We start from the raw sequence: 19758 nt of genomic DNA, 5'->3' as shown, positions 1-19758 counted from the left end.
CTTCATGAAAAGCGCCCTGAGCCTGGGCGGGCTTGCGCTGATGCGGGTGCTCAAGCACGCGCCGCTCTCCTGGCTGAGGGCGTTGGGTTGGGTGGTCGGGCACCTGCTGTGTATGCTGGCATTGCGCCGACGCCGCATCGCCGAAGTCAACCTCGCACTGTGCTTTCCGGAGAAAAGTGAGACCCAGCGGCGCCATCTTGTGCGCCGGCACTTTGTGCTGTTTGTGCAGGCCTGGTTGGACCGCAGCTGGCTGTGGGAGGGCCGCCCTGAGGTCGTGCGTCGGCGGCTGCGTTTGACGGGCGAGGTGCAGGCACTGCATGAAACAGTGCCCACCTTGTTGTTTGCACCGCATTTCGTGGGCATGGACGCCGGCTGGATGGCGCTCACGGCCCACGTGCAGCGGCGGTTTTGTGGCCTGTACGCGCGGCAACGCAATCCCGTGCTGGATCAGTGGATGGCCGATGGGCGACGCCGGTTCGGTGAGCCCCACATCGTGGCCAAGAGCGCGGGCCTGAAGGCCTTGGTCACGGCACTGCGAGCCGGCGAGCCGCTCTACCTCTTGCCTGATATGGATTACGGGCCCCGCGACTCGGTGTTCGTGCCGTTTTACGGCGTGTCTGCGGCCACGGTGCCATCCCTGTCACGGTTCGCCCGCATGGGCGGGGCGCGCGTGCTGCCCATCGTCAGCCGCCTGACGCCGGACGGCTACGAGGTCACGGTGCTTCCGCCGTGGCAGGACTTCCCCACCGACGATGTCGTGGCCGATACCGTGCACATGAACGAGCAACTGCAGCACTGGATCGACGCCGTGCCCGAGCAGTACTACTGGGTGCACAAGCGCTTCAAGACCCGCCCCAACGGCGAGCCTTCCTTTTACCGCTGACCGCGCTTCGGGTCGGTCAGTCCAGCGCCGGCGGCTCTTCTTCGTCGGCTTCGGGCGCGGCGGTGTGGGCCATGGCCGCTGGTGGGGCATTGCTGGTTTCGTGGGTCCAGTCCCACAGCAGCTGGGCGACCTCGTCCAGCCCCTGCTTCTTGAGCGCGGAGAACAGCCGCACTTCGCCGCCGCCGGTTTGCAGGCGTGCGATCGACAACGCCTTGGCGCCTTCGGAGCGCGTGAGCTTGTCTGACTTGGTGAGCAGCACAAGGAACTTCAACCCCGCTTCCACCCGAGGGCGGATCACTTCCAACAGGATCTCGTCCAGCTCGGTGAGGCCCAGGCGTGGGTCAATCAGCAGCACGACCGCGCGGAGGTTTTCCCGCGTGATCAGGTAGTTGCCCATGACCCGCTGCCAGCGCAGCTTGGCCTCGCGTGGCACGGCTGCATAGCCGTACCCCGGCAGGTCGGCGAACACGGCGTCGTGAATGCCTTGTTTGCCCAGAGAGAAGAGGTTGATGCTCTGCGTGCGCCCAGGTGTCTTGGATGCAAAGGCCAGGCGCTTTTGCTGCGTGAGCGTGTTGATCGACGTGGACTTGCCGGCGTTCGACCGGCCGACAAAGGCGATCTCGGGCAAGTCCAGCGCGGGCAGGTGCTCCAGCTGGGGTGCTGTGGTGAGGAAGCGGGCGGTGTGAAGCCAGCCGTGAGCGACCTTCGGGTCGGGTTTCGATGCCTTGACGGCAGGTTTTCCAGCGTTGTGGGAAGGGCCATCTTGGACCTGGGGGTCTGTCGAAGGAGGGCTTGAGGCGGGAGGGGTTGGAGTGTGGTCTTGGATCATTTGGGGTTTTCCCGGTGGGACATTGTAAAATCGATGGGCTATTCACCCAAATACCGCGAATTTCCTCAACCTGACGCCGTCGCCCTCGACGACAGCCCCCGACATGAAATTGCCAGCATCCCTTCTTTGCGCCGCTGCCGCGGCAGTCCTGTCGTTCAGCGCCCAAGCCCAGACCGCCAAACCCGATCTCGCCAAGGGCGCTGCGCTGTATGGTCAGGTGTGTGTGGCCTGCCACGCTGCCGACGGCAACTCGACCACGCCCGCCAACCCGAAGCTGGCGCGTCAGCACCCCGAGTACCTCGCCAAGCAGTTGCAGGAATTCAAGTCGGGCAAACGCGACAACGCCATCATGAAGGGCTTTGCCTCGGCTCTGTCCGACGACGACATGCGCAACATCGCGTTCTGGCTGGCCGATCAGAAGGCCTCCACCGGCTTTGCGAAAGAGAAAGATCTGGTTCGTCTCGGCGAGCGCATCTACCGCGGCGGCATCGCCGACCGCCAGATCGCGGCTTGCGCCGGTTGCCACGGCCCGTCCGGCTCGGGCATCCCTGCGCAGTACCCGCGCCTGTCGGGCCAGCATGCAGACTACACCAGCGCCCAACTCAATGCCTTCCGTTCGGGCGTCCGTGTCAACAACGCGCAGATGACGGGTGTCGCCGCGAAGATGAACGACAAAGAAATCAAGGCTGTGTCCGACTACATCGCCGGTCTGCGCTGATCCCAAGCCCCCGGAATGTCCCGGGATATCAGTCGATGTTGATGTTTGGCGGCACACAATGCAAAAGTCTCGTTTTTGCATTGAACCGCCAGCCTCGAAATAGCTCACATCAGGGTGCGTTCTGGCTTCTCCGGAACCACCCTTTTTTGTTGTCCATACGTTAATGACCGCCACCACCCAAGGCCTGCAGCTGCGCACCGGTTCCCGCATTCTCGGCAATCTGGTGGAGTTGCTGTCGTCGATGCGTTTTGCCATCTCGCTGTTGACGGTGATCTGCATCGCCTCAGTGATCGGCACGGTGGTCAAGCAGCGCGAGCCGCTGAACAACTACATCAACCAGTTCGGCCCCTTCTGGACCGACGTGTTCGGTAGCGCCAGCCTTTTCACGGTCTACAGCGCTTGGTGGTTTCTGCTGATCCTGGCGTTTCTGGTGCTCAGCACCAGCCTATGCATCATCCGCAACACGCCAAAGATCTTGTCCGACTACAAGGTATTCAAGGAAAACATCCGCGAGCAAAGCCTGAAGTCATTCCCCAACCGCGCAGAGAACACCCTGGCGGAACTGCCCGAAGCCGCCGCCCACCGCATTGGCCAGACCCTGTTGTCCTCCGGCTGGAAAGTGAAGCTTCAGTCCCGCTCCACGCCACAGGGCCAAGGTTGGATGGTGGCGGCCAAAAAGGGCGTGGCCAACAAGATCGGCTACCTGGCGGCGCACAGCGCCATCGTGCTGGTCTGCATCGGTGGTCTGCTGGACGGTGACCTGATGGTGCGCGCCCAGATGTGGTTCAACGGAAAAACCTCGTACAACGGTGGCGGTCTGATCGCGGATGTACCAGCCCAACACCGTTTGTCTCCCCAGAATCCCACCTTCCGGGGCAATCTGCTGGTTACCGAAGGCACCAGCTCTGGCACCGCCATCCTGACCCAGTCCGATGGCGTGTTGCTGCAGGACCTGCCTTTTTCGGTGGAGCTCAAAAAGTTCATCGTCGAGTATTACGACACGGGCATGCCCCGGTTGTTTGCCAGTGAGATCGTGATTCACGACCACGAAACAGGCGAGAAGAAAGCAGCCCGAGTCGAGGTGAACCATCCGGCCAACCACCGTGGCATCAACATTTACCAGTCCAGCTTTGACGACGGTGGATCGAAGGTCAAGCTGCAGGCTTTTCCCATGGGTGAGGCGGTGGCGCCGTTCGAGGTTTCCGGGGTGATCGGTGGCACATCGGCGCTCAGCAACGGCAGCAACAAGCTCACGCTGGAATACACCGGTCTTCGGGTCATCAACGTGGAAAACTTTGCCAACGCAGGTGGTGGAGCGGGTGCCGACGTGCGCAAGGTCGACCTTCGCACATCGATCGAGAGCCGTCTCGGCGCGGGCCACAAGACGGTGACCGAGAAGACGTTGCGCAACGTCGGACCCAGCATCACCTACAAGTTGCGCGACGCTGCCGGCCAGGCGGTGGAGTTCCACAACTACATGCTTCCATTGGATCTGGACGGGGCTCGCATGATCCTGCTCGGCACGCGCGAGTCGCCGGCCGAGCCCATGCGTTACCTGCGCATCCCGGTGGACGATCAGGATGGCATTGATGGTTTTGTCCGCCTGCGGTCGGCTCTCGCCGACCCGGCGATGCGCGACGAGGCGGTGCGCCGTTACGCGGCGGGCGCCGTCGAGCCAGGCAAGCCCGAGCTGACGCAGGCCCTGGTGGCCTCTGCCCAGCGCGCGCTGGGCCTGTTCGCCGGCGTTGAGAAGGTGGACGTCAAGGCTGGCGGCGCTTCGCCCGAGCCTGAGATCAAGGGCGGTCTGCAGTCGGTGTCGGCGTTTCTGGAAGCCAACGTGCCCGAGGCCGAGCGTGAGCGTGCCAGTGACGTGCTGGTGCGCATCCTCAACGGCACGCTCTTCGAGTTGTTGCAGATCAGCCGGGAGCGCGCCGGGCAGAAGCCGCTGGAGCGCGACGACGCGGCGCAGCAGTTCATGTCACGGGTCGTTCTCAGTCTGAGCGACAGCTTCTATTACCCGGCCCCGGTGACCTTCCAGCTCAAGGATTTCCAGCACGTGCAGGCCAGCGTGTTCCAAGTGGCGCGAGCCCCTGGCCAGACCATCGTTTACCTGGGCTGCCTCTTTCTGATCCTCGGCGTGTTCGCCATGTTGTACGTGCGTGAACGGCGAATGTGGGTTTGGCTGTCTCCCCAGGGAGACGGAGCCAGCCTGGCCAGCATGGCGCTGTCTTCGAACCGCAAGACGATGGAATCCGACCGGGAGTTTGAATTGTTGAAGACCCAACTGTTGAAGGCGCAAGCATGAACACCGCGACACAGACGTTTGAACTGAAGCCGGGCGGGAAGAGCGCGGGCTTGGAGGCCGGCTATTTCGCGCGCCGCAATGTGTGGGACTGGTTGTTTACCGCACTCGTCGTCTTGGGGGCTGCCTGGGCTTTCTCTCGGTACAGCGGCAGCATGGACGGCTATGAAAAAGGCATTCTGGTCGGTGCGGTGCCGGCGATGGTCTGGCTGGGCTGGTTTTGGCGCCCTCTGCGAACCTTGATGGGGGTGGTGGCTGCGCTGTCGATGTTGGCCATCTGGCTGTACCAGACGCCAGCGGGCATCACCGATCTGGCCCGGGCCGATCAGGCCTTCCTGCTCAAGTATTTCATCTCCAGCCAGTCGGCCATTCTCTGGATGAGCATGCTGTTCTTCATGAGCACGGTGTTTTACTGGGTGGGCATGTTCACCCGCGCTGGCCAGACCTTTGAGCTGCTGGGTTCCCGCTTGGCCTGGGTCGCGGTGACGCTGGCGCTGGTGGGCACCATGGTGCGCTGGTACGAGAGCCACCAGATTGGCGTGGGCATCGGCCACATCCCGGTGAGCAACCTCTACGAGGTGTTCGTGTTGTTCTGCTGGATGACAGCAGCCTTCTACCTGTATTACGAAGACCAGTACCAGACCCGCAGCATGGGTGCTTTCGTGATGCTGGTGGTCAGTGCGGCGGTGGGCTTCCTGCTCTGGTACACGGTGATCCGCGAGGCGCACGCCATTCAACCCCTGGTGCCCGCCCTGCAAAGCTGGTGGATGAAGCTGCACGTGCCGGCCAACTTCATTGGCTACGGTACCTTCGCCATCGCGGCCATGCTGGCCTTTGCTTATCTGATCAAGCAGAGCGCGAGCGAGTCGCGTTGGTACAAACTGGCTCCCCTGTGGCTGCTCGGTCTGGTGCTGTGTTTCGAGCCCATCGTGTTCCGCCAGTCGGCGGCTGAAAAAGGCGGCAGCTACTGGTTCGTGTATTTCGGCGTCTCGGCGTTGATTGTTGCCACCATCATGTTCGGGCGCCGCCGCATTGCCGCGCGCCTGCCCAGCTTCGAGGTGCTGGACGACGTGATGTACAAGGCGATCACCGTGGGCTTCGCTTTTTTCACCATCGCCACGGTGTTGGGTGCTTTCTGGGCGGCCGAGGCCTGGGGCGGCTACTGGAGCTGGGACCCGAAGGAGACCTGGGCGCTGATCGTGTGGCTGAACTACGCAGCTTGGTTGCACATGCGCCTGATGAAGGGCCTGCGCGGCACTGTGGCGGCCTGGTGGGCGCTGGTCGGTCTTGCAGTCACCACTTTCGCCTTTCTGGGCGTGAACATGTTCCTTTCCGGTCTGCACAGCTACGGTGAGCTCTGATTGGCGTCGATCCCCTGGACACCCCGCTTCGGCGGGGTGTTTTGTTTGGGGCGCGCGGGTGTGCAGAAACTTTGTAAGACACTGCGGGCTCTGAACGACAGCCTTGAAACAAGGAGCCTCACATGATCATCCGTACCAGCGACACAGGATTCCAGCACCCTATTTCCAGCGAGATCACGTCACGCAGCGCCTACCTGGATCGCCGGGCGTGGATGCAGCGTCTGGCGCTGGGTGCGGGAGGCCTCGCCCTGGCGGGTTGGGCATCGCGCGACGCACTGGCCCAAGCGGCGGTGGCCCGTCCAGGGCGTCTGCTGCCGCTGCCATCGGTGCGCTCCGGCGTGCCAGGCGCCCAGACCATCGAGAAGATCACCGAGTACAAAGACGCCAGCGGCTACAACAACTTCTACGAGTTCGGGACCGACAAAACCGACCCGGCGGCCTACGCGAACACCCTCAAGCCGCGCCCCTGGACGGTGTCGGTGGAGGGATTGGTCAACAAGCCGCGCACCTATGGCATTGATGACCTCATGAAGCTGGCCGCAATGGAGGAACGCATCTACCGGCTGCGCTGCGTCGAGGGCTGGTCCATGGTGATTCCGTGGGTCGGCTTCTCTTTGGCTGAACTGATTCGGCAGGTGGAGCCTCAAGGCAGTGCCAAGTATGTGGAGTTTGTGACGCTGGCCGATCCCAAGACGATGCCTGGGGTCACATCCAACGTATTGCTCTGGCCCTATGTCGAGGGACTGCGCATGGACGAGGCGCGCCACCCGCTCACGATGTTGACCTTCGGCATGTATGGCGAGGTGTTGCCGAACCAGAACGGCGCGCCGGTTCGCCTGATCGTGCCGTGGAAATACGGTTTCAAGAGCGGCAAGTCGCTGGTCAAGATCCGGTTTGTCGAGAAGGAGCCGAAGACCGCCTGGAACATCGCGGCGGCACAGGAGTACGGCTTCTATTCCAACGTGAACCCCGATGTGCCTCATCCGCGCTGGAGCCAGGCCACCGAGCGCCGCATCGGTGAGGAGGGCGGTTTGCTGGCCAAGCGCCGCAAGACCGAGCGCTTCAATGGCTACGAAACCCAGGTGGGGTCGTTGTATGCCGGCATGGACCTGAAGAAGTTCTTTTGATGCGCTGGCTCAGCCACCGGGCGGTCAAGCCGGCGGTGTTTGTGCTGTGGCTGTTGCCGCTGGCGTGGCTGGTCTGGGCGGTTGTCGCGGACCGGTTGGGTGCCAACCCCGCTGAGGCCCTGATCCGCTCGCTGGGCGACTGGACGTTGCGCGCACTGGTGCTGGTGCTGGCTGTCACGCCAGCGCGTGTGGTTCTGGGCCTGCCCGCGCTCGCCCGCTTGCGCCGCATGCTCGGACTTTTTGTGTTCTTTTACGCCAGCCTGCACTGGCTGGCCTACGTCTGGTTTGACCAGGGTTTCGATTGGACAGCCGTCCTGGCAGACATGCCCAAGCGACCGTTCATTCTGGTGGGGACGCTGGCGTGGTTGTTGTTGTTGGCATTGGCGGCGACGTCATTCAACCGTGCCATACGCATCTTGGGATCCGCTCGCTGGCAATTGCTGCATCGTGCGGTGTACGCGGTGGCTGGACTCGCCATCCTGCACTTTTTCTGGATGCGTGCGAGCAAGAACAACTTTGGCGAAGTGGCCGTTTATGCGGCGTTGCTGGCCGTGTTGTTGGGTTGGCGTTTGTGGCGCCGCTGTCGCGCCTGAGTGCTTCGGTACTCAGGGGTGAGCGAAGGCTCTCGCAACAGTCGCGGACCAGAATCAGCGTGTGGTTCCGTTGTTGGCTGGTTGGGTGGGGTCCGCCGGATCCGGTGACACCGCGGGTGGCACTGGCGGGGTTGTAGCTGGCCGTGGTGTTGCCGCCGAAGCAGGTGCTGGCAGGAACAATGGGCCCTTTTGTCCACATCCCGAAGCCATCAACGCCATGGCCAGCAGGGCAAAGCTGCCCCGCGCCGCAGGTCGGGAGAACAAGCCACTTAGAATGGTTTTCTTCAACATAGTGATGGCATTGTAATGACCGACACCGACTACTTGGATCGCGCCGAAGCATTGCTTCGGGCCATTGAACTGTCCTGCGACCGAATCAACGACGACGGCGATGCGGACATCGACAACCAGCGCGTCGGCGGGATGGTGACGCTGTCCTTTGCAAACCGAAGCCAAATCATCATCAACCTCCAGAAACCCCTGCAAGAGGTGTGGATGGCCGCCCGTGCGGGTGGATTCCACTATCGCTTTGACGGCACGGCCTGGAACGACACCAAAGGGCAAGGCGAGTTTTTTTCCCACCTGTCCCGCTGCGCGAGCGAACAGGCTGGGCAGCCCTTGACCTTCAGTTCCTGAACAGGTCCAGGATGCTGCGCCGATCTTCGCTGTCGGGCGCAGCGCCAGTGGTTTCGCCCGCTGAAGGGGCGGCTTCCGCTTCGTTGACTGGAGCTCCGGGCCAGGGGTCGTTCAATCCCAGGCCTCGCACACCACGCCCAGGCCCGAACTCTTCGTAATACCACTCGTTCCCCACATGGATGACCCCTGGCGGCGCGGTGAGTTCTGCCACGGGCACTCCCTTTAGCGCCTCGGACATGTAGGCGATCCAGATGGGCAGGCTCAATCCTCCGCCGGTTTCGCGACTGCCCAGATTGCGCGGTGTGTCATACCCCACCCAGGCTGCGGCCACCACCGTGGGCTGGAAGCCGACGAACCAGGCATCGACCGAATCGTTGGTGGTGCCCGTCTTTCCGTAAAGATCGGGTCGCTTCAGCGTGGCTTGCGCGCGTGCAGCCGTACCAGATCGGGTGATTTCTTGCAGCAGACTGCTCATCAGGAAGGCGTTTCGTGCATCGATGGCGCGTTGTGATTCCGGTGGCTCTGCAGCAGTGCCCTCGAACAACACGCGTCCTTTTTGCTCAACCACCCGCGTGATCAGCGATGGCGTCACCCGGTATCCACCATTGGCGAACACGGCATATCCGCTGACCATTTGCATGGGCGTGACCGCACCAGCCCCCAGTGCCATGGTGAGGTAAGGAGGGTGTTTGTCGGCATCAAAACCAAATCGGGTGATCCAGTCTTGTGCACTTTGGGCGCCGACCAACTGCAGAACACGGATCGATACCATGTTTTTTGACTTGGCCAAGGCACGGCGGATCGACATGGGGCCTTCGAACTGACCGTCGTAGTTTTTCGGTTCCCAGGGCTTGCCGCCTGTTTCGGCTGCGGTGTAGAAGAGGGGAGCGTCGTTGACGACCGTGGAGGGCGTCACCCCCTTTTCCAGCGCCGCGGAATACACAAAGGGCTTGAAGCTGGAGCCGGGCTGGCGCCAGGCCTGGGTGACGTGGTTGAACTTGTTCTTCTGGAAGTCAAACCCCCCGACCAAAGCTCGAATGGCTCCATTGCGAGGGTCCATTGCCACAAACGCCGAGTCGACTTCTGGTAACTGACTGATGCGCCACGCATTGGAACCTGTCTTGACCACGCGGATCACAGCACCACGCCTGATTTTGATGTTGGGTCCTGCTTTTTCGCTCAACCCGGACATGGCCGGGCGCAGGCCTTCACCGGTGATCTCCAGCGGATCACCATCCTGCCGAATCGCCACCACCTTGCGTGGACTGGCCTCCAGAACCACAGCAGAGAGCAGATCATCGTTGTCCGGTCGCTCGGTCAGTGCCTCATCGATCGCGTCATCACGTGTTGCGTTGTCCGCTGGCAGGTTGATGAACAGTTCAGGACCACGGTACACCTGACGGCGTTCGTAGTCGAGGACGCCTTCTCGCAAGGCACGGTACGCGGCTTCTTGTTCGTTGGCCCGCAGACTGGTGGTGACCACCAGTCCCCGCGTGTAGGCCTCTTCACCATATTGGACGACCATCGATTGGCGAACCATTTCTGCGACGTATTCACCATGCACCGTGGTGGGGGTATGGGCTGGGCGCAATTTCAACTCTTCCAGCTTGGCCTCACCCGCTTGGTCTGGAGTGATGAACCCGTTGGCCTCCATGCGCTCAATGATGTAAAGCTGACGCGCCCGGGCACGCTTGGGGTTGCTGATGGGGTTGTAGGCGGATGGCGCCTTGGGCAGACCGGCCAGCATGGCAGCTTCTGCGATCGTGACATCCTTCAGCTGCTTTCCGAAGTACGTCTGGGCAGCAGTAGAAAACCCGTAAGCCCGCTGTCCCAGAAAAATCTGGTTCATGTAGATCTCAAGGATTTGCTCCTTGCTCAGGAGATGCTCCAGCTTGAACGTGAGCAGCACTTCATAGATCTTTCGGGTGTAGCTCTTCTCGGCAGACAGGTAGACATTGCGCGCCACTTGCATGGTGATGGTGGATGCACCTTGGCTTTTTGCCTGGCCAAGGTTGGCCAGTGCGGCACGCAGCATTCCCCGGTAGTCCACGCCACTGTGTTCGAAGAAGCGCGAGTCCTCAATGGCCAGCACGGCATTCTTCATCACGTCAGGTATCTCCCGAATGGTCAGGAGGTTGCGGCGTTCCTCGCCAAACTCACCGATCAGCTGACCGTCAGCGGTCAGCACCCGCAAGGGGAGTTTGGGTCTGTAGTCGGCCAGGTCGGCCACATCGGGCAGGTTGGGGTAGGCCACCGCCAATGCCAGCCCGATGCCCATCAAGATCATCGCCAAACCTGCCAGCAAAAGACCTGCCAAGCCCGCCATCACCTTGGCCAACCATCCGAGGGCGCTGCGAGTGGTCAGTGTCATGTGTCTGGCGTTTCGTTGAGCAGCGTCGTCGTCTTGGGCCATGCATTCAGTCGGAGCGAAAGTTGGGGATTATAAAAATGGCTCTGTTGCGCGCACGCCCGGGAACGGTGCCCATATTGTCAGTCGTTGTGTAGTTCTTCCGACTCAGCATCTCGTGCAAGTCGGCTGGAGCAGATTTTTGCGTATGCTTTTGACAACGCTTCCCTTTGTGCCAAATGTATAAATTCTTTGCTGCACAAGGGGCTTGCTGCTAGCATTCAAGTGAATTCTTAAGTCTGGCGCCCAGTGGCGCAACCATTTCTGGGGGTCACCTTGATCTCATTGGGGTCGTTTTTTAGCCGGGATCCGGCACCGTTGCTGGGCATCGACGTGAGTTCGTCCAGCGTCAAGCTGGTTGAACTCAGTCGCAACCGTTCAGGTGATTTGGTGCTTGAGCGTTGTGCCATCGAGCCGCTGGAACGCGGGTGGATCACAGATGGCAACATCGAGAAATTCGATGAGGTGGCTGAGGCTGTTCGACGTGTGGTGCGCAAAAGCGGGAGCAAGACCAAAAACGTGGCGATGGCGCTGCCTGCGTCTGCCGTGATCACCAAGAAAATTGTGCTGCCAGGTGGACTGACGGACAAAGAGTTGGAGGCTCAGGTGGAGTCCGAGGCCAACCAGTACATCCCGTTTTCTCTGGATGAGGTGAGTCTGGACTTTTGTGTTATCGGCCCCAGCGCCAACTCGGTGGGGGACTCAGAAGTGCTGATTGCCGCCTCGCGCAAGGAAAAAGTGTCGGACCGACAGGGCTTGGCCGAAGCAGCGGGGCTCAGGCCAGTCATCATGGATGTGGAGCCCTATGCCTCACGCATGGCTGCGGGGCGGGTGATCGAGACGCTTCCTAACCAAGGGGTTGATTCGTTGGTCGCATTGTTCGAAGTCGGGGCCATGACCACCAGCATGCAGGTTATGCGCAACGACGACGTGTTGTATGAACGTGATCAAGCGTTTGGCGGGGCTCAACTCACACAGTTGATCGTACGGCAGTACGGGTTTTCAGCAGATGAGGCCGAGGCAAAAAAGCGTTCGGGTGACCTGCCTGACGACTACCGAGCTTCCGTGTTGGGCCCCTTTATTGAAAGCATGGCTCAAGAAGTAGGACGCGCGCTCCAATTCTTCTTCACCAGCACTCCGTACAACAAGGTGGATCATATTTTGCTGGCCGGGGGCAGTGCTGCGCTTCCTGGACTGACAGAGGCGGTGACCCATCAGACCTCTTTTGCCTGCATGGTGATCAATCCGTTCGATGGCATGGAAATGGCCGCCAGTGTCCAAGCGCGAAAAATGGCGCGTGAGGCACCTTCCTACCTTACCTCCACCGGATTGGCCTTGCGGAGGTTCCACCAATGATTTTGATCAACCTTTTGCCTCATCGCGAGGCGTCTCGGAAGAAGCGGAAAGAGCAGTTCTTCACGCAATTGGGGCTCTCGGCGCTGCTGGGTGGGGTTATCTGTGGTGCGGTTTTTACTTGGTACCAAGGGCAGATTGCCGAGCAGCAGGGACGGAATGCATTTCTAAAGAATGAAACTGCACGTTTAGACGCAGAAATCAAGGACATTGCAGGTCTTCAGGCTGAAATCGCCTCGCTCCGCGCTCGTCAAACCGCTGTCGAAGACCTCCAAGCCGATCGCAACATGCCAGTGCACTTGCTGGAGGAATTGGTCAGTGAGTTACCGGATGGGATTTATTTGAGAAGCATGAAGCAGGAGAACCAGAGTGTTTTGCTGATGGGCGTGGCTCAATCTCAAGAGCGCGTGTCCGATATGTTGAGAAGTTTGTCGACCAAGACGAAGTGGTTGGTAAAGCCTGAGCTGGTGGAGATTGTGGCAACCAATGCGTCAGTGTCCAGCCGAGAGCAGCGCAGAGTGTCCAACTTCACGATCCGTGCAACTTTGAATCGTCCATCTAATGAAGCCGCCAAACCGACTGCATCGCAATCCACCAGTCCGACTGCGCCAGTGGTTCCAGGCAAGGTTTGATCGGAGATTCAGATAACCATGGCTAAATCTCCAAATATCAATGTTGATCTGAAATCGGTTCAGGACAAGATCAAGGCGCAATTTTCTGGACTGGACCCAAACGATCCTTCACAGTGGCCGTCTTGGCCCAGGAATGCTCTTTTTGTGGTTGTTTGCATCGCTGTGATCGCAGGACTTTGGTTCGCATGGCTGAAGTCCATTGATGAAGAATTGCTGGCTGCACAGGCACAAGAACAACAACTCAGGGACGATTATCGAAAAAAGCTGGTCCAAGCAGTCAACCTTGACGCATTGAAGAAGCAACTGGAGCAGGTACAGCAGTATGTTAGCCAGCTCGAGAAGCAATTGCCAAGTAAGGCAGAGATGGATGCCTTGTTGTCAGATATCAATCAAGCAGGTCTTGGAAGGAGTTTGCAATTTGAACTGTTTAGACCAGGGCAGGTATCTGTGAAAGAGTACTATGCGGAACTTCCCATCGCAGTGAGAGTAACTGGCGGCTATCATGATATTGGTCTTTTTGCGGCAGATATTGCCAATCTGTCTCGAATTGTGACCCTGAATAACTTGGCCATTGTGCCGGTGAAAGACCGGGACGGGTTTTTGACCTTAGACTGCACTGCGAAGACATTTCGATATCTGGACCAAGAAGAGATTGTTTTGCAGCAAAAGGCTTCTGCTGGAAAAAAACCAGGGGCTGTGGCATCTCCTGCGGGAGTGACTAAATGAGCTTGTCCTTTCGCAATTGTCTGAGCGTACTTGTATTGCTGTCTGTGTTCGGGTGTTCAAACTCTGAGCAGCAAGAGTTGAGTGCCTGGATGCAGAGTGAGCGGAATTCCATCAAGCCGGATGTGAAGCCAATTCCAGAACCTTCGAAATTTCTCCCGCACTCATACGCAGGGGAGCGATTTACTGAACCATTCAGTAATGAAAAGCTGGTGAGTATTTTGAAAAGCGGACAGTCATTGTCGGCTGAAAAATCAGCTTTGATCGAGCCTGAGTTGAATAGACGGAAACAGCCTCTTGAGGCATTTCCTCTCGATGTGATGTCGATGGTGGGTATTCTCAATCGAAAGGGGCAATTGGTCGCCCTTGTGAAGGTTGATTCGCTCCTATATCAGGTCGTTCCCGGTGCTTACCTTGGGCAAAATTACGGCCGAATTGTCAAAATCGATGAAAACCAAATTGTCCTGCGTGAAATCGTGCAGGATGCCGCTGGTGAATGGATAGAGCGCCCGGCTGCATTGCAATTACAAGAGGAAACGTCTAAATGAGCAAAACGCTTCAGGTGAGAGTTCTTAGAATGAGCACGAAAAACTCTCGCAAACTATCACTGCTCGTTGGGCTTGCGTTGGCCAGTTGCCTTGCACAAGCTCAAATCGCCATTCAATCTTTGACAGGCAGTGTCCAGTCTGGGGTTGACGTCGTTCGAATCGAGATGTCTGAACCGCTCCAGTCCGTACCGACTGGTTTTACGATCCAATCTCCGGCTCGTATTGCGCTGGATTTCCCTGGGGTGGTCAACGGAATAGGGCGTAGTTCTGTTGATATTGGCCAGGGTAATATTCGTTCGGCCAATGTGGTTCAGGCCGGGGATCGGACCAGGGTTGTCATCAACTTGAGTCAGCCTTCTGCTTACCAAGCCAAACTGGAAGGTAAGTCGCTTTTGCTGGTGTTGGAGAGTGGGGGGGGGGCTGCGGTGACGGTTACGCCTTCTGCGAAATCGTCCACTTCATTTGCGACCGCTGTGGTGAATGAGACCACAGCATTGAAAGATGTTGACTTCAGGCGCGGCGTTGGGAATTCCGGTCGCGTGGTGGTTGATCTTGCCAATAGTCAAACGGGTGTTGACATCCGCCAGCAAGGCAAAGACTTGGTCGTAGATTTTCTTAAAACATCTTTGCCCGAAGGGTTGCGCAGGAGGTTGGACGTTTCCGATTTCGGAACTCCCGTTCAAACGGTGGTGACCAGTCAAATGGGTGATCGTGTACGCATGCTGGTGACTCCGACTGGTAACTGGGAGCACTCTGCGTATCAAAGCGACAACCAGTTTGTACTCGAAGTCAGAGAGCAGAAAATCGATGCATCAAAGCTAACCCAAGGCCCGGGCTACAACGGTGAAAAACTTTCACTCAACTTTCAGAATATTGAAGTACGGTCATTGCTGCAAGTTATTGCGGATTTTACCAACTTTAACATTGTTACTTCTGACTCTGTCTCGGGAGCTGTGACATTGCGGTTGAAAGACGTTCCTTGGGATCAAGCTCTAGACATTATTCTTCAAGCCAAAGGGCTTGGGATGCGCAAGAGTGGCAATGTACTTTGGATCGCTCCAAAAGATGAAATTGCTGCCCGTGAGAAGCAAGAGTTGGAAGCGAAGGCTTCAGTGGAAAGCTTGGAGACCTTGCGCACTCAAGGATTCCAAATGAATTATGCCAAGGCCAGTGAGATTGCTGCACAAATTACAAGCGGTGGATCCGGTGGGACACAGGGAGGTGGCAGCGCGAGAATATTGTCTCAGAGGGGCAGCGTGATCGCAGAGCCGCGCACAAACCAGCTTTTTGTCACTGACATACCTTCCAAGTTGGAGCAGGTCCAGCAGCTGATCTCTAAACTGGACATTCCGGTTCGACAGGTGCTGATTGAAGCGAGAATTGTTGAAGCAAGTGATTCGTTTGGACGTTCACTCGGAGTTCGCTTGGGTGGTTCCGATTTGCGAGGCGTTCGAGGAGGGGAATCCGGGTATCCTGTGGCTGGAGCCAATAGGGTGGCCATTGGAGGCAGTTACAACGCGGTCTCCAGTACCACTGCCGAGTCTGAGAACACATTGGATACGACGAACACGAGCTTCGTTAACCTTCCTTCTTCGGGTGTGGGTGGGTTCTTGCCGGCAGCCTTTGCCGTGTCGCTGTTCAGCTCGGCCGCAAATCGGTTTCTGAACTTGGAAATCTCTGCGCTGGAGGCGGATGGACGGGGGAAAATCGTATCGAGTCCTCGCGTTGTCACGGCTGATCAGGTGAAGGCGCTGATTGAGCAAGGTACGGAATTCCCTTATCAGACAGCCACTTCAAGCGGCGCAACCGCGGTGGCCTTCCGGAAAGCCAACCTTAAGCTTGAGGTCACACCTCAAATTACGCCGGAAGGTGGAATCATCCTGGATGTGGACATAAACAAGGACAGTCGAGGTGAGACCACCGCTGCAGGTATCGCCATTGACACCAAACACGTGCAGACCCAGGTGTTGGTTGAGAATGGTGGCACGGTTGTGATCGGTGGCATCTTTTCCGAAGAGTCCCGCGATACGGTGACCAAAGTTCCGCTTCTTGGGGACATTCCCATCCTGGGGAATTTGTTCAAGAACAAGAACAATTCAACCAGTAAAACTGAATTATTGATTTTTCTTACCCCTCGTTCGATCAGCAGCGGTGATGTGGCCCGTCGTTGATCATTTTGAAATACAGGAGTGAACTAGTGAAACGCTTTTCAAGCCGGGTGATTTTTGGAAGCTTTTTCGCTTCGATTCTTTTGGTATCCTGCGGTGGTGGTGGTGATGTGGCTGGTGACTCTACTGAGTTTTCAGTCTTTCCCGACAAGTATGCTTTGAAATTGGGTGCTGGCTCTCGTTGCCGCGATGCTTCGAAGACCCCCCCCGTCGTGGTAACCATCATTGGTGGGCAACCACCTTTTAGAATTATAAATTCTGCCCCGGAAGCATTGGTGATTGATAAAACCGAGGCATCAGGCAAAGACCCGCAGTTCAGGATTTCCTATTCCGCAGACGCCGTAGTTTGTACCGATCCTGGAGTTGTGACCGTTTTGGATTATCATTCTCGTGTTGCTTCCTTTGAATATTCGATTGAAGTTGAACAAAGCGAGTAAATTGGATCCCATCAGATTATCTGTTTGAATGCTTGGCTGTGAGAGGTTGCATGGCATTGGTTACAACGATCAGTGTCCGTCTTCGGTAGTTCAATGAGCATTGCCCTTGTCGGACTTCCTGGATCAGGAAAGTCCACAGTTGGTCGTCAGCTTGCAAGACGTTTGTCATTTGCCTTTCTGGACTCCGACCACGTGATTGAGCAGCGACTCGGCTGCTCCATACGTGAGTACTTCGAACGCGAAGGCGAAGAGCAGTTTCGGGATGTCGAAGAAGCTGTGATTGATGAGCTGAGTCAAAGGCCCGGTTGTGTGTTGTCGACCGGGGGGGGGTCTGTGCTTAGGCCTTCAAATCGGAGTCATTTGCACGGTCGTTGCCGCGTCGTGTATCTGCGGTCTTCGCCCGAGGAGGTGTTTCGGCGCTTGCGGCATGACCGAAACCGGCCTTTGCTTCAGGTCGCTGATCCATTGCAGCGTTTGAAAGATCTGTACGCTGCACGTGATCCGCTCTACAAAGAGGCCGCCCACTTTGTGATCGAGACGGGCCGACCCTCCGTGGCCACGCTGGTCAACATGATCGTCATGCAGCTCGAGTTGTCAGGACATTTGCAGCCATAGAGCAGCGGCATGATGAGGGGCGATGCTCGCTGTTGATCCCTTGTTTTCATTCGGGTGAAGCGAGGCTCTAAACTTGCCGTCATGAACGACAACGCCTCAGCCCTTCTTGTGCATCAGGTCCCCATCGCGCTGGGTGACCGGAGCTACCTCATTGACATTGGCCACGGCCTCCTCGACATTGCGCCCAATGCTTCGCTTCCACAGGGCTCCTCAGCCTTGGTGGTCAGCAACGAAACGGTAGCACCCCTGTATCTGGAGCGATTGAAAAAGTCGCTTGCTCCTCACTACCCACGGGTATTGAGCGTGTTGCTTCCTGATGGTGAGGCCTACAAGACCTGGGAGTCACTCAACCTGATTTTTGACGCGCTGCTTTCACAGGCCTGTGACCGGAAGACCGTGTTGTTTGCGCTGGGTGGTGGGGTGGTGGGCGATATGACCGGCTTCGCTGCGGCGTCGTTCATGCGGGGTGTGCCATTTGTGCAAATGCCGACCACGCTGTTGGCGCAGGTGGACTCATCGGTAGGAGGCAAGACCGCGATCAACCACCCGCTTGGAAAGAACATGATTGGGGCGTTTTATCAACCGCAACGGGTGATCTGCGATCTGCAAACGATCAGCACCCTGCCTGAACGGGAGTTGAGTGCCGGACTGGCCGAGGTCATCAAATACGGGCCGATCGCCGACATGGCCTTTCTCGACTGGATCGAGCAGAACATGGTAGCACTCAGGGCCCGCGACCCGGTTGCGCTGGCGCACGCGGTTCAGCGCAGCTGCGAGATCAAGGCGCACGTGGTGGGGCAGGACGAACGGGAGTCCGGTTTGCGTGCCATTCTCAACTTCGGTCACACCTTTGGCCATGCCATCGAAGCCGGCATGGGGTATGGCATGTGGCTGCATGGCGAGGCGGTGGGTTGCGGCATGGTCATGGCAACGCGTTTGTCGATGCGCTTGGGGTTGGTGGATGGCGATTTCCTTCAACGGATCACCACGCTCGTTGAGGGCGCGGGCCTTCCGGTTCGAGCGCCCGTGCTCGACGTTTCAGACAACGTCGGTCGCTATCTTTCTTTGATGCGGGTGGATAAAAAGTCCGAGGCGGGAGAGATCAAGTTTGTGCTGATCGACGGGCAGGGACAAGCGATCGTGCGCGGCGCGCCGGACGCCGTGGTGAGTGAGGTGATTGCAGAGAGTTGCGCACCGTGACATCGCGAGATGGGCCGCTGGCTGGCCATGCGGCGGCTGTTGAGACCCCGGGTTCGATTCTTCCGCTCGCTTCGTTCGCGAGCTGGCCTGACTGCAGTCGGGGCAGGCGTTTTGCCGAGGCAGATGCGCCGACCCGTTCGGTGTTTCAGCGCGACCGGGATCGGATCATTCACTCCACCGCGTTTCGGCGGCTCGTCTACAAAACCCAGGTGTTTTTGAATCACGAGGGCGACCTGTTTCGCACCCGTCTGACTCACTCGCTGGAGGTGGCTCAGTTGGGGAGAAGCATCGCACGCACCCTCAGACTCAACGAAGATCTGGTGGAGGCAATTGCGCTGGCGCACGACCTCGGGCACACGCCGTTCGGGCACGCGGGGCAGGACGCGCTGAATGCCGCCATGATGGCCGCCCGTCCCGCGTCCGCGTTGGACGATGGGCAATGGGGGTTCGAGCACAACCTGCAGAGCCTGCGGGTGGTCGATGCGCTGGAGGAGCGTTACCCGGCTTTTGACGGACTCAACCTGACCTTTGAGACGCGCGAGGGGATTCTGAAGCACTGCTCTCGCGCCAATGCCGAGCGGCTGCTGTTGAGCGATCACAGCGGTGTGGCTTTGCGGTTTGTGCACGGGGGTTCGCCGTCCCTGGAGGCGCAGTTGTGCAACCTGGCCGATGAAATCGCATACAACGCGCACGACATTGATGACGGCGTGCGCTCCGGCTTGCTGAGCCTCGACCAGGTGGCCGAGGTGCCCCTGTTCGCGCGCTACCGGGATCAGGCGCTGGCGGCCTATCCCCAACTGCAGGGGCGGCGCTTGCTGTTCGAGTCGATCCGCTTGATGCTCAGCGACCAGGTCTACGACGTGATCGACACCACGCGCGAGCGCATACGGAGCGCTGGCGTGCGAAGCCCGGACGACGTGCGGGAGTTGAAGGCACCGCTGGTGGCGTTTTCAAGCGACATGAAAGCCCAGTCACAGGCACTCAAGTCGTTTCTGCTGCGCAACCTGTATCGCCACCCTCAGGTCATGGAAACGACCGAACGGGCGGCACGCGTGGTGAGCGAGTTGTTTGCGCTCTACCTGGGTCAACCGCACGAATTGCCACTGGGTCAAGAGCCTGACCAACCGGGCGCCAGGGCCGTGGCGGACTACATCGCGGGGATGACCGATCGGTTCGCCATCCGTGAGCACCAGCGGCTCAGCGGCACCGTGCTGTTTCCCTGAGGA

The 19758-nt window shown here is 58.6% G+C and carries 19 protein-coding genes; 16 read left to right on the top strand and 3 right to left on the bottom strand.

From position 1 onward, the window contains the following. The first annotated feature begins 4 nt into the window (after window positions 1-4). Window positions 5-883: a lipid A biosynthesis acyltransferase gene (locus B0E41_RS09640; RefSeq protein WP_253194733.1), complete on the top strand. Its 879-nt coding sequence runs from the start codon at window positions 5-7 to the stop codon at window positions 881-883. A 16-nt stretch (window positions 884-899) separates the two neighbouring features. On the opposite strand, the gene yihA is transcribed toward B0E41_RS09640, so the two are convergent. Next, the gene (yihA, locus tag B0E41_RS09635; RefSeq protein ID WP_077330871.1) at window positions 900-1712 is read right to left on the bottom strand and encodes a ribosome biogenesis GTP-binding protein YihA/YsxC; all 813 of its coding nucleotides are present in this window, start codon (window positions 1710-1712) and stop codon (window positions 900-902) included. Window positions 1713-1815: 103 nt separating this feature from the next. Between yihA and B0E41_RS09630 the strand changes: the two genes are divergently transcribed. The 5 genes from B0E41_RS09630 (at window position 1816) to B0E41_RS09610 (ending at window position 7813) form a co-directional block, all read left to right on the top strand. Beyond that, window positions 1816-2430: a c-type cytochrome gene (locus B0E41_RS09630; RefSeq protein ID WP_077330870.1), complete on the top strand. Its 615-nt coding sequence runs from the start codon at window positions 1816-1818 to the stop codon at window positions 2428-2430. Between the two features lie 163 nt (window positions 2431-2593). After that, window positions 2594-4735 (top strand): cytochrome c biogenesis protein ResB, encoded by a 2142-nt coding sequence (locus B0E41_RS09625; RefSeq protein ID WP_077330869.1) that lies wholly within the window; start codon window positions 2594-2596, stop codon window positions 4733-4735. Beyond that, on the top strand, window positions 4732-6093 hold the full coding sequence (gene ccsB, locus B0E41_RS09620; RefSeq protein WP_077330868.1) for a c-type cytochrome biogenesis protein CcsB: 1362 nt from the start codon (window positions 4732-4734) through the stop codon (window positions 6091-6093). Before B0E41_RS09625 ends, ccsB begins: the two co-directional genes overlap by 4 nt. Before the next feature lie 122 nt (window positions 6094-6215). After that, the gene (gene msrP / locus B0E41_RS09615) at window positions 6216-7220 is read left to right on the top strand and encodes a protein-methionine-sulfoxide reductase catalytic subunit MsrP (RefSeq protein WP_077330867.1); all 1005 of its coding nucleotides are present in this window, start codon (window positions 6216-6218) and stop codon (window positions 7218-7220) included. Then, complete coding sequence (locus B0E41_RS09610) at window positions 7217-7813, top strand: protein-methionine-sulfoxide reductase heme-binding subunit MsrQ (protein WP_077330866.1); 597 nt, start codon at window positions 7217-7219, stop codon at window positions 7811-7813. Before msrP ends, B0E41_RS09610 begins: the two co-directional genes overlap by 4 nt. Window positions 7814-7867: 54 nt before the next feature. On the opposite strand, the gene B0E41_RS27545 is transcribed toward B0E41_RS09610, so the two are convergent. After that, a complete protein-coding gene (locus B0E41_RS27545; protein ID WP_077330865.1) occupies window positions 7868-8104 on the bottom strand; it encodes a lipoprotein in 237 nt (78 codons plus the stop codon). Between the two features lie 15 nt (window positions 8105-8119). On the opposite strand from B0E41_RS27545, the gene cyaY reads away from it, so the two are divergent. Then, window positions 8120-8449: an iron donor protein CyaY gene (gene cyaY, locus B0E41_RS09600; RefSeq protein WP_077330864.1), complete on the top strand. Its 330-nt coding sequence runs from the start codon at window positions 8120-8122 to the stop codon at window positions 8447-8449. Here the strand turns inward: cyaY and B0E41_RS09595 are convergent. Continuing rightward, window positions 8439-10820, bottom strand: a complete 2382-nt coding sequence (locus B0E41_RS09595; RefSeq protein ID WP_253194731.1) for a penicillin-binding protein 1A — start codon at window positions 10818-10820, stop codon at window positions 8439-8441. The genes cyaY and B0E41_RS09595 overlap by 11 nt on opposite strands. 312 nt (window positions 10821-11132) lie before the next feature. Here B0E41_RS09595 and B0E41_RS09590 point away from each other — a divergent pair, with 312 nt between their 5' ends. The 9 genes from B0E41_RS09590 (at window position 11133) to B0E41_RS09555 (ending at window position 19755) form a co-directional block, all read left to right on the top strand. Then, window positions 11133-12212 carry a pilus assembly protein PilM gene (locus B0E41_RS09590; RefSeq protein WP_077330921.1) on the top strand — a complete coding sequence of 360 codons (1080 nt, stop codon included), beginning with the start codon at window positions 11133-11135 and terminating at the stop codon, window positions 12210-12212. After that, the gene (locus B0E41_RS09585; protein ID WP_077330862.1) at window positions 12209-12841 is read left to right on the top strand and encodes a PilN domain-containing protein; all 633 of its coding nucleotides are present in this window, start codon (window positions 12209-12211) and stop codon (window positions 12839-12841) included. The genes B0E41_RS09590 and B0E41_RS09585 overlap by 4 nt, the downstream gene beginning before the upstream one ends. 18 nt (window positions 12842-12859) lie before the next feature. Continuing rightward, a complete protein-coding gene (locus tag B0E41_RS09580) occupies window positions 12860-13567 on the top strand; it encodes a type 4a pilus biogenesis protein PilO (protein WP_077330861.1) in 708 nt (235 codons plus the stop codon). Beyond that, complete coding sequence (locus B0E41_RS09575; RefSeq protein ID WP_077330860.1) at window positions 13564-14112, top strand: pilus assembly protein PilP; 549 nt, start codon at window positions 13564-13566, stop codon at window positions 14110-14112. Before B0E41_RS09580 ends, B0E41_RS09575 begins: the two co-directional genes overlap by 4 nt. Window positions 14113-14141: 29 nt before the next feature. Then, on the top strand, window positions 14142-16283 hold the full coding sequence (locus B0E41_RS09570) for a type IV pilus secretin PilQ (RefSeq protein WP_077330920.1): 2142 nt from the start codon (window positions 14142-14144) through the stop codon (window positions 16281-16283). Window positions 16284-16309: 26 nt separating this feature from the next. Continuing rightward, the gene (locus B0E41_RS26550) at window positions 16310-16717 is read left to right on the top strand and encodes a hypothetical protein (protein ID WP_143433754.1); all 408 of its coding nucleotides are present in this window, start codon (window positions 16310-16312) and stop codon (window positions 16715-16717) included. Window positions 16718-16810: 93 nt separating this feature from the next. Beyond that, complete coding sequence (locus B0E41_RS09565) at window positions 16811-17332, top strand: shikimate kinase (protein WP_077330859.1); 522 nt, start codon at window positions 16811-16813, stop codon at window positions 17330-17332. A gap of 81 nt (window positions 17333-17413) precedes the next feature. Next, window positions 17414-18532, top strand: coding sequence for a 3-dehydroquinate synthase (aroB, locus tag B0E41_RS09560; RefSeq protein WP_077330858.1), 1119 nt, complete (start codon window positions 17414-17416; stop codon window positions 18530-18532). 56 nt (window positions 18533-18588) lie between these two features. After that, window positions 18589-19755, top strand: coding sequence for a deoxyguanosinetriphosphate triphosphohydrolase (locus tag B0E41_RS09555; RefSeq protein ID WP_077330919.1), 1167 nt, complete (start codon window positions 18589-18591; stop codon window positions 19753-19755). The last annotated feature ends 3 nt before the right edge of the window (window positions 19756-19758 follow it).

It is taken from the genome of Hydrogenophaga sp. A37 (assembly GCF_002001205.1).
In the GTDB taxonomy this organism is placed as follows: domain Bacteria; phylum Pseudomonadota; class Gammaproteobacteria; order Burkholderiales; family Burkholderiaceae_C; genus Hydrogenophaga.
The sequence above is the reverse complement of the archived record's forward strand: the minus strand, read 5'-3'. Positions and strand labels throughout refer to the sequence as shown.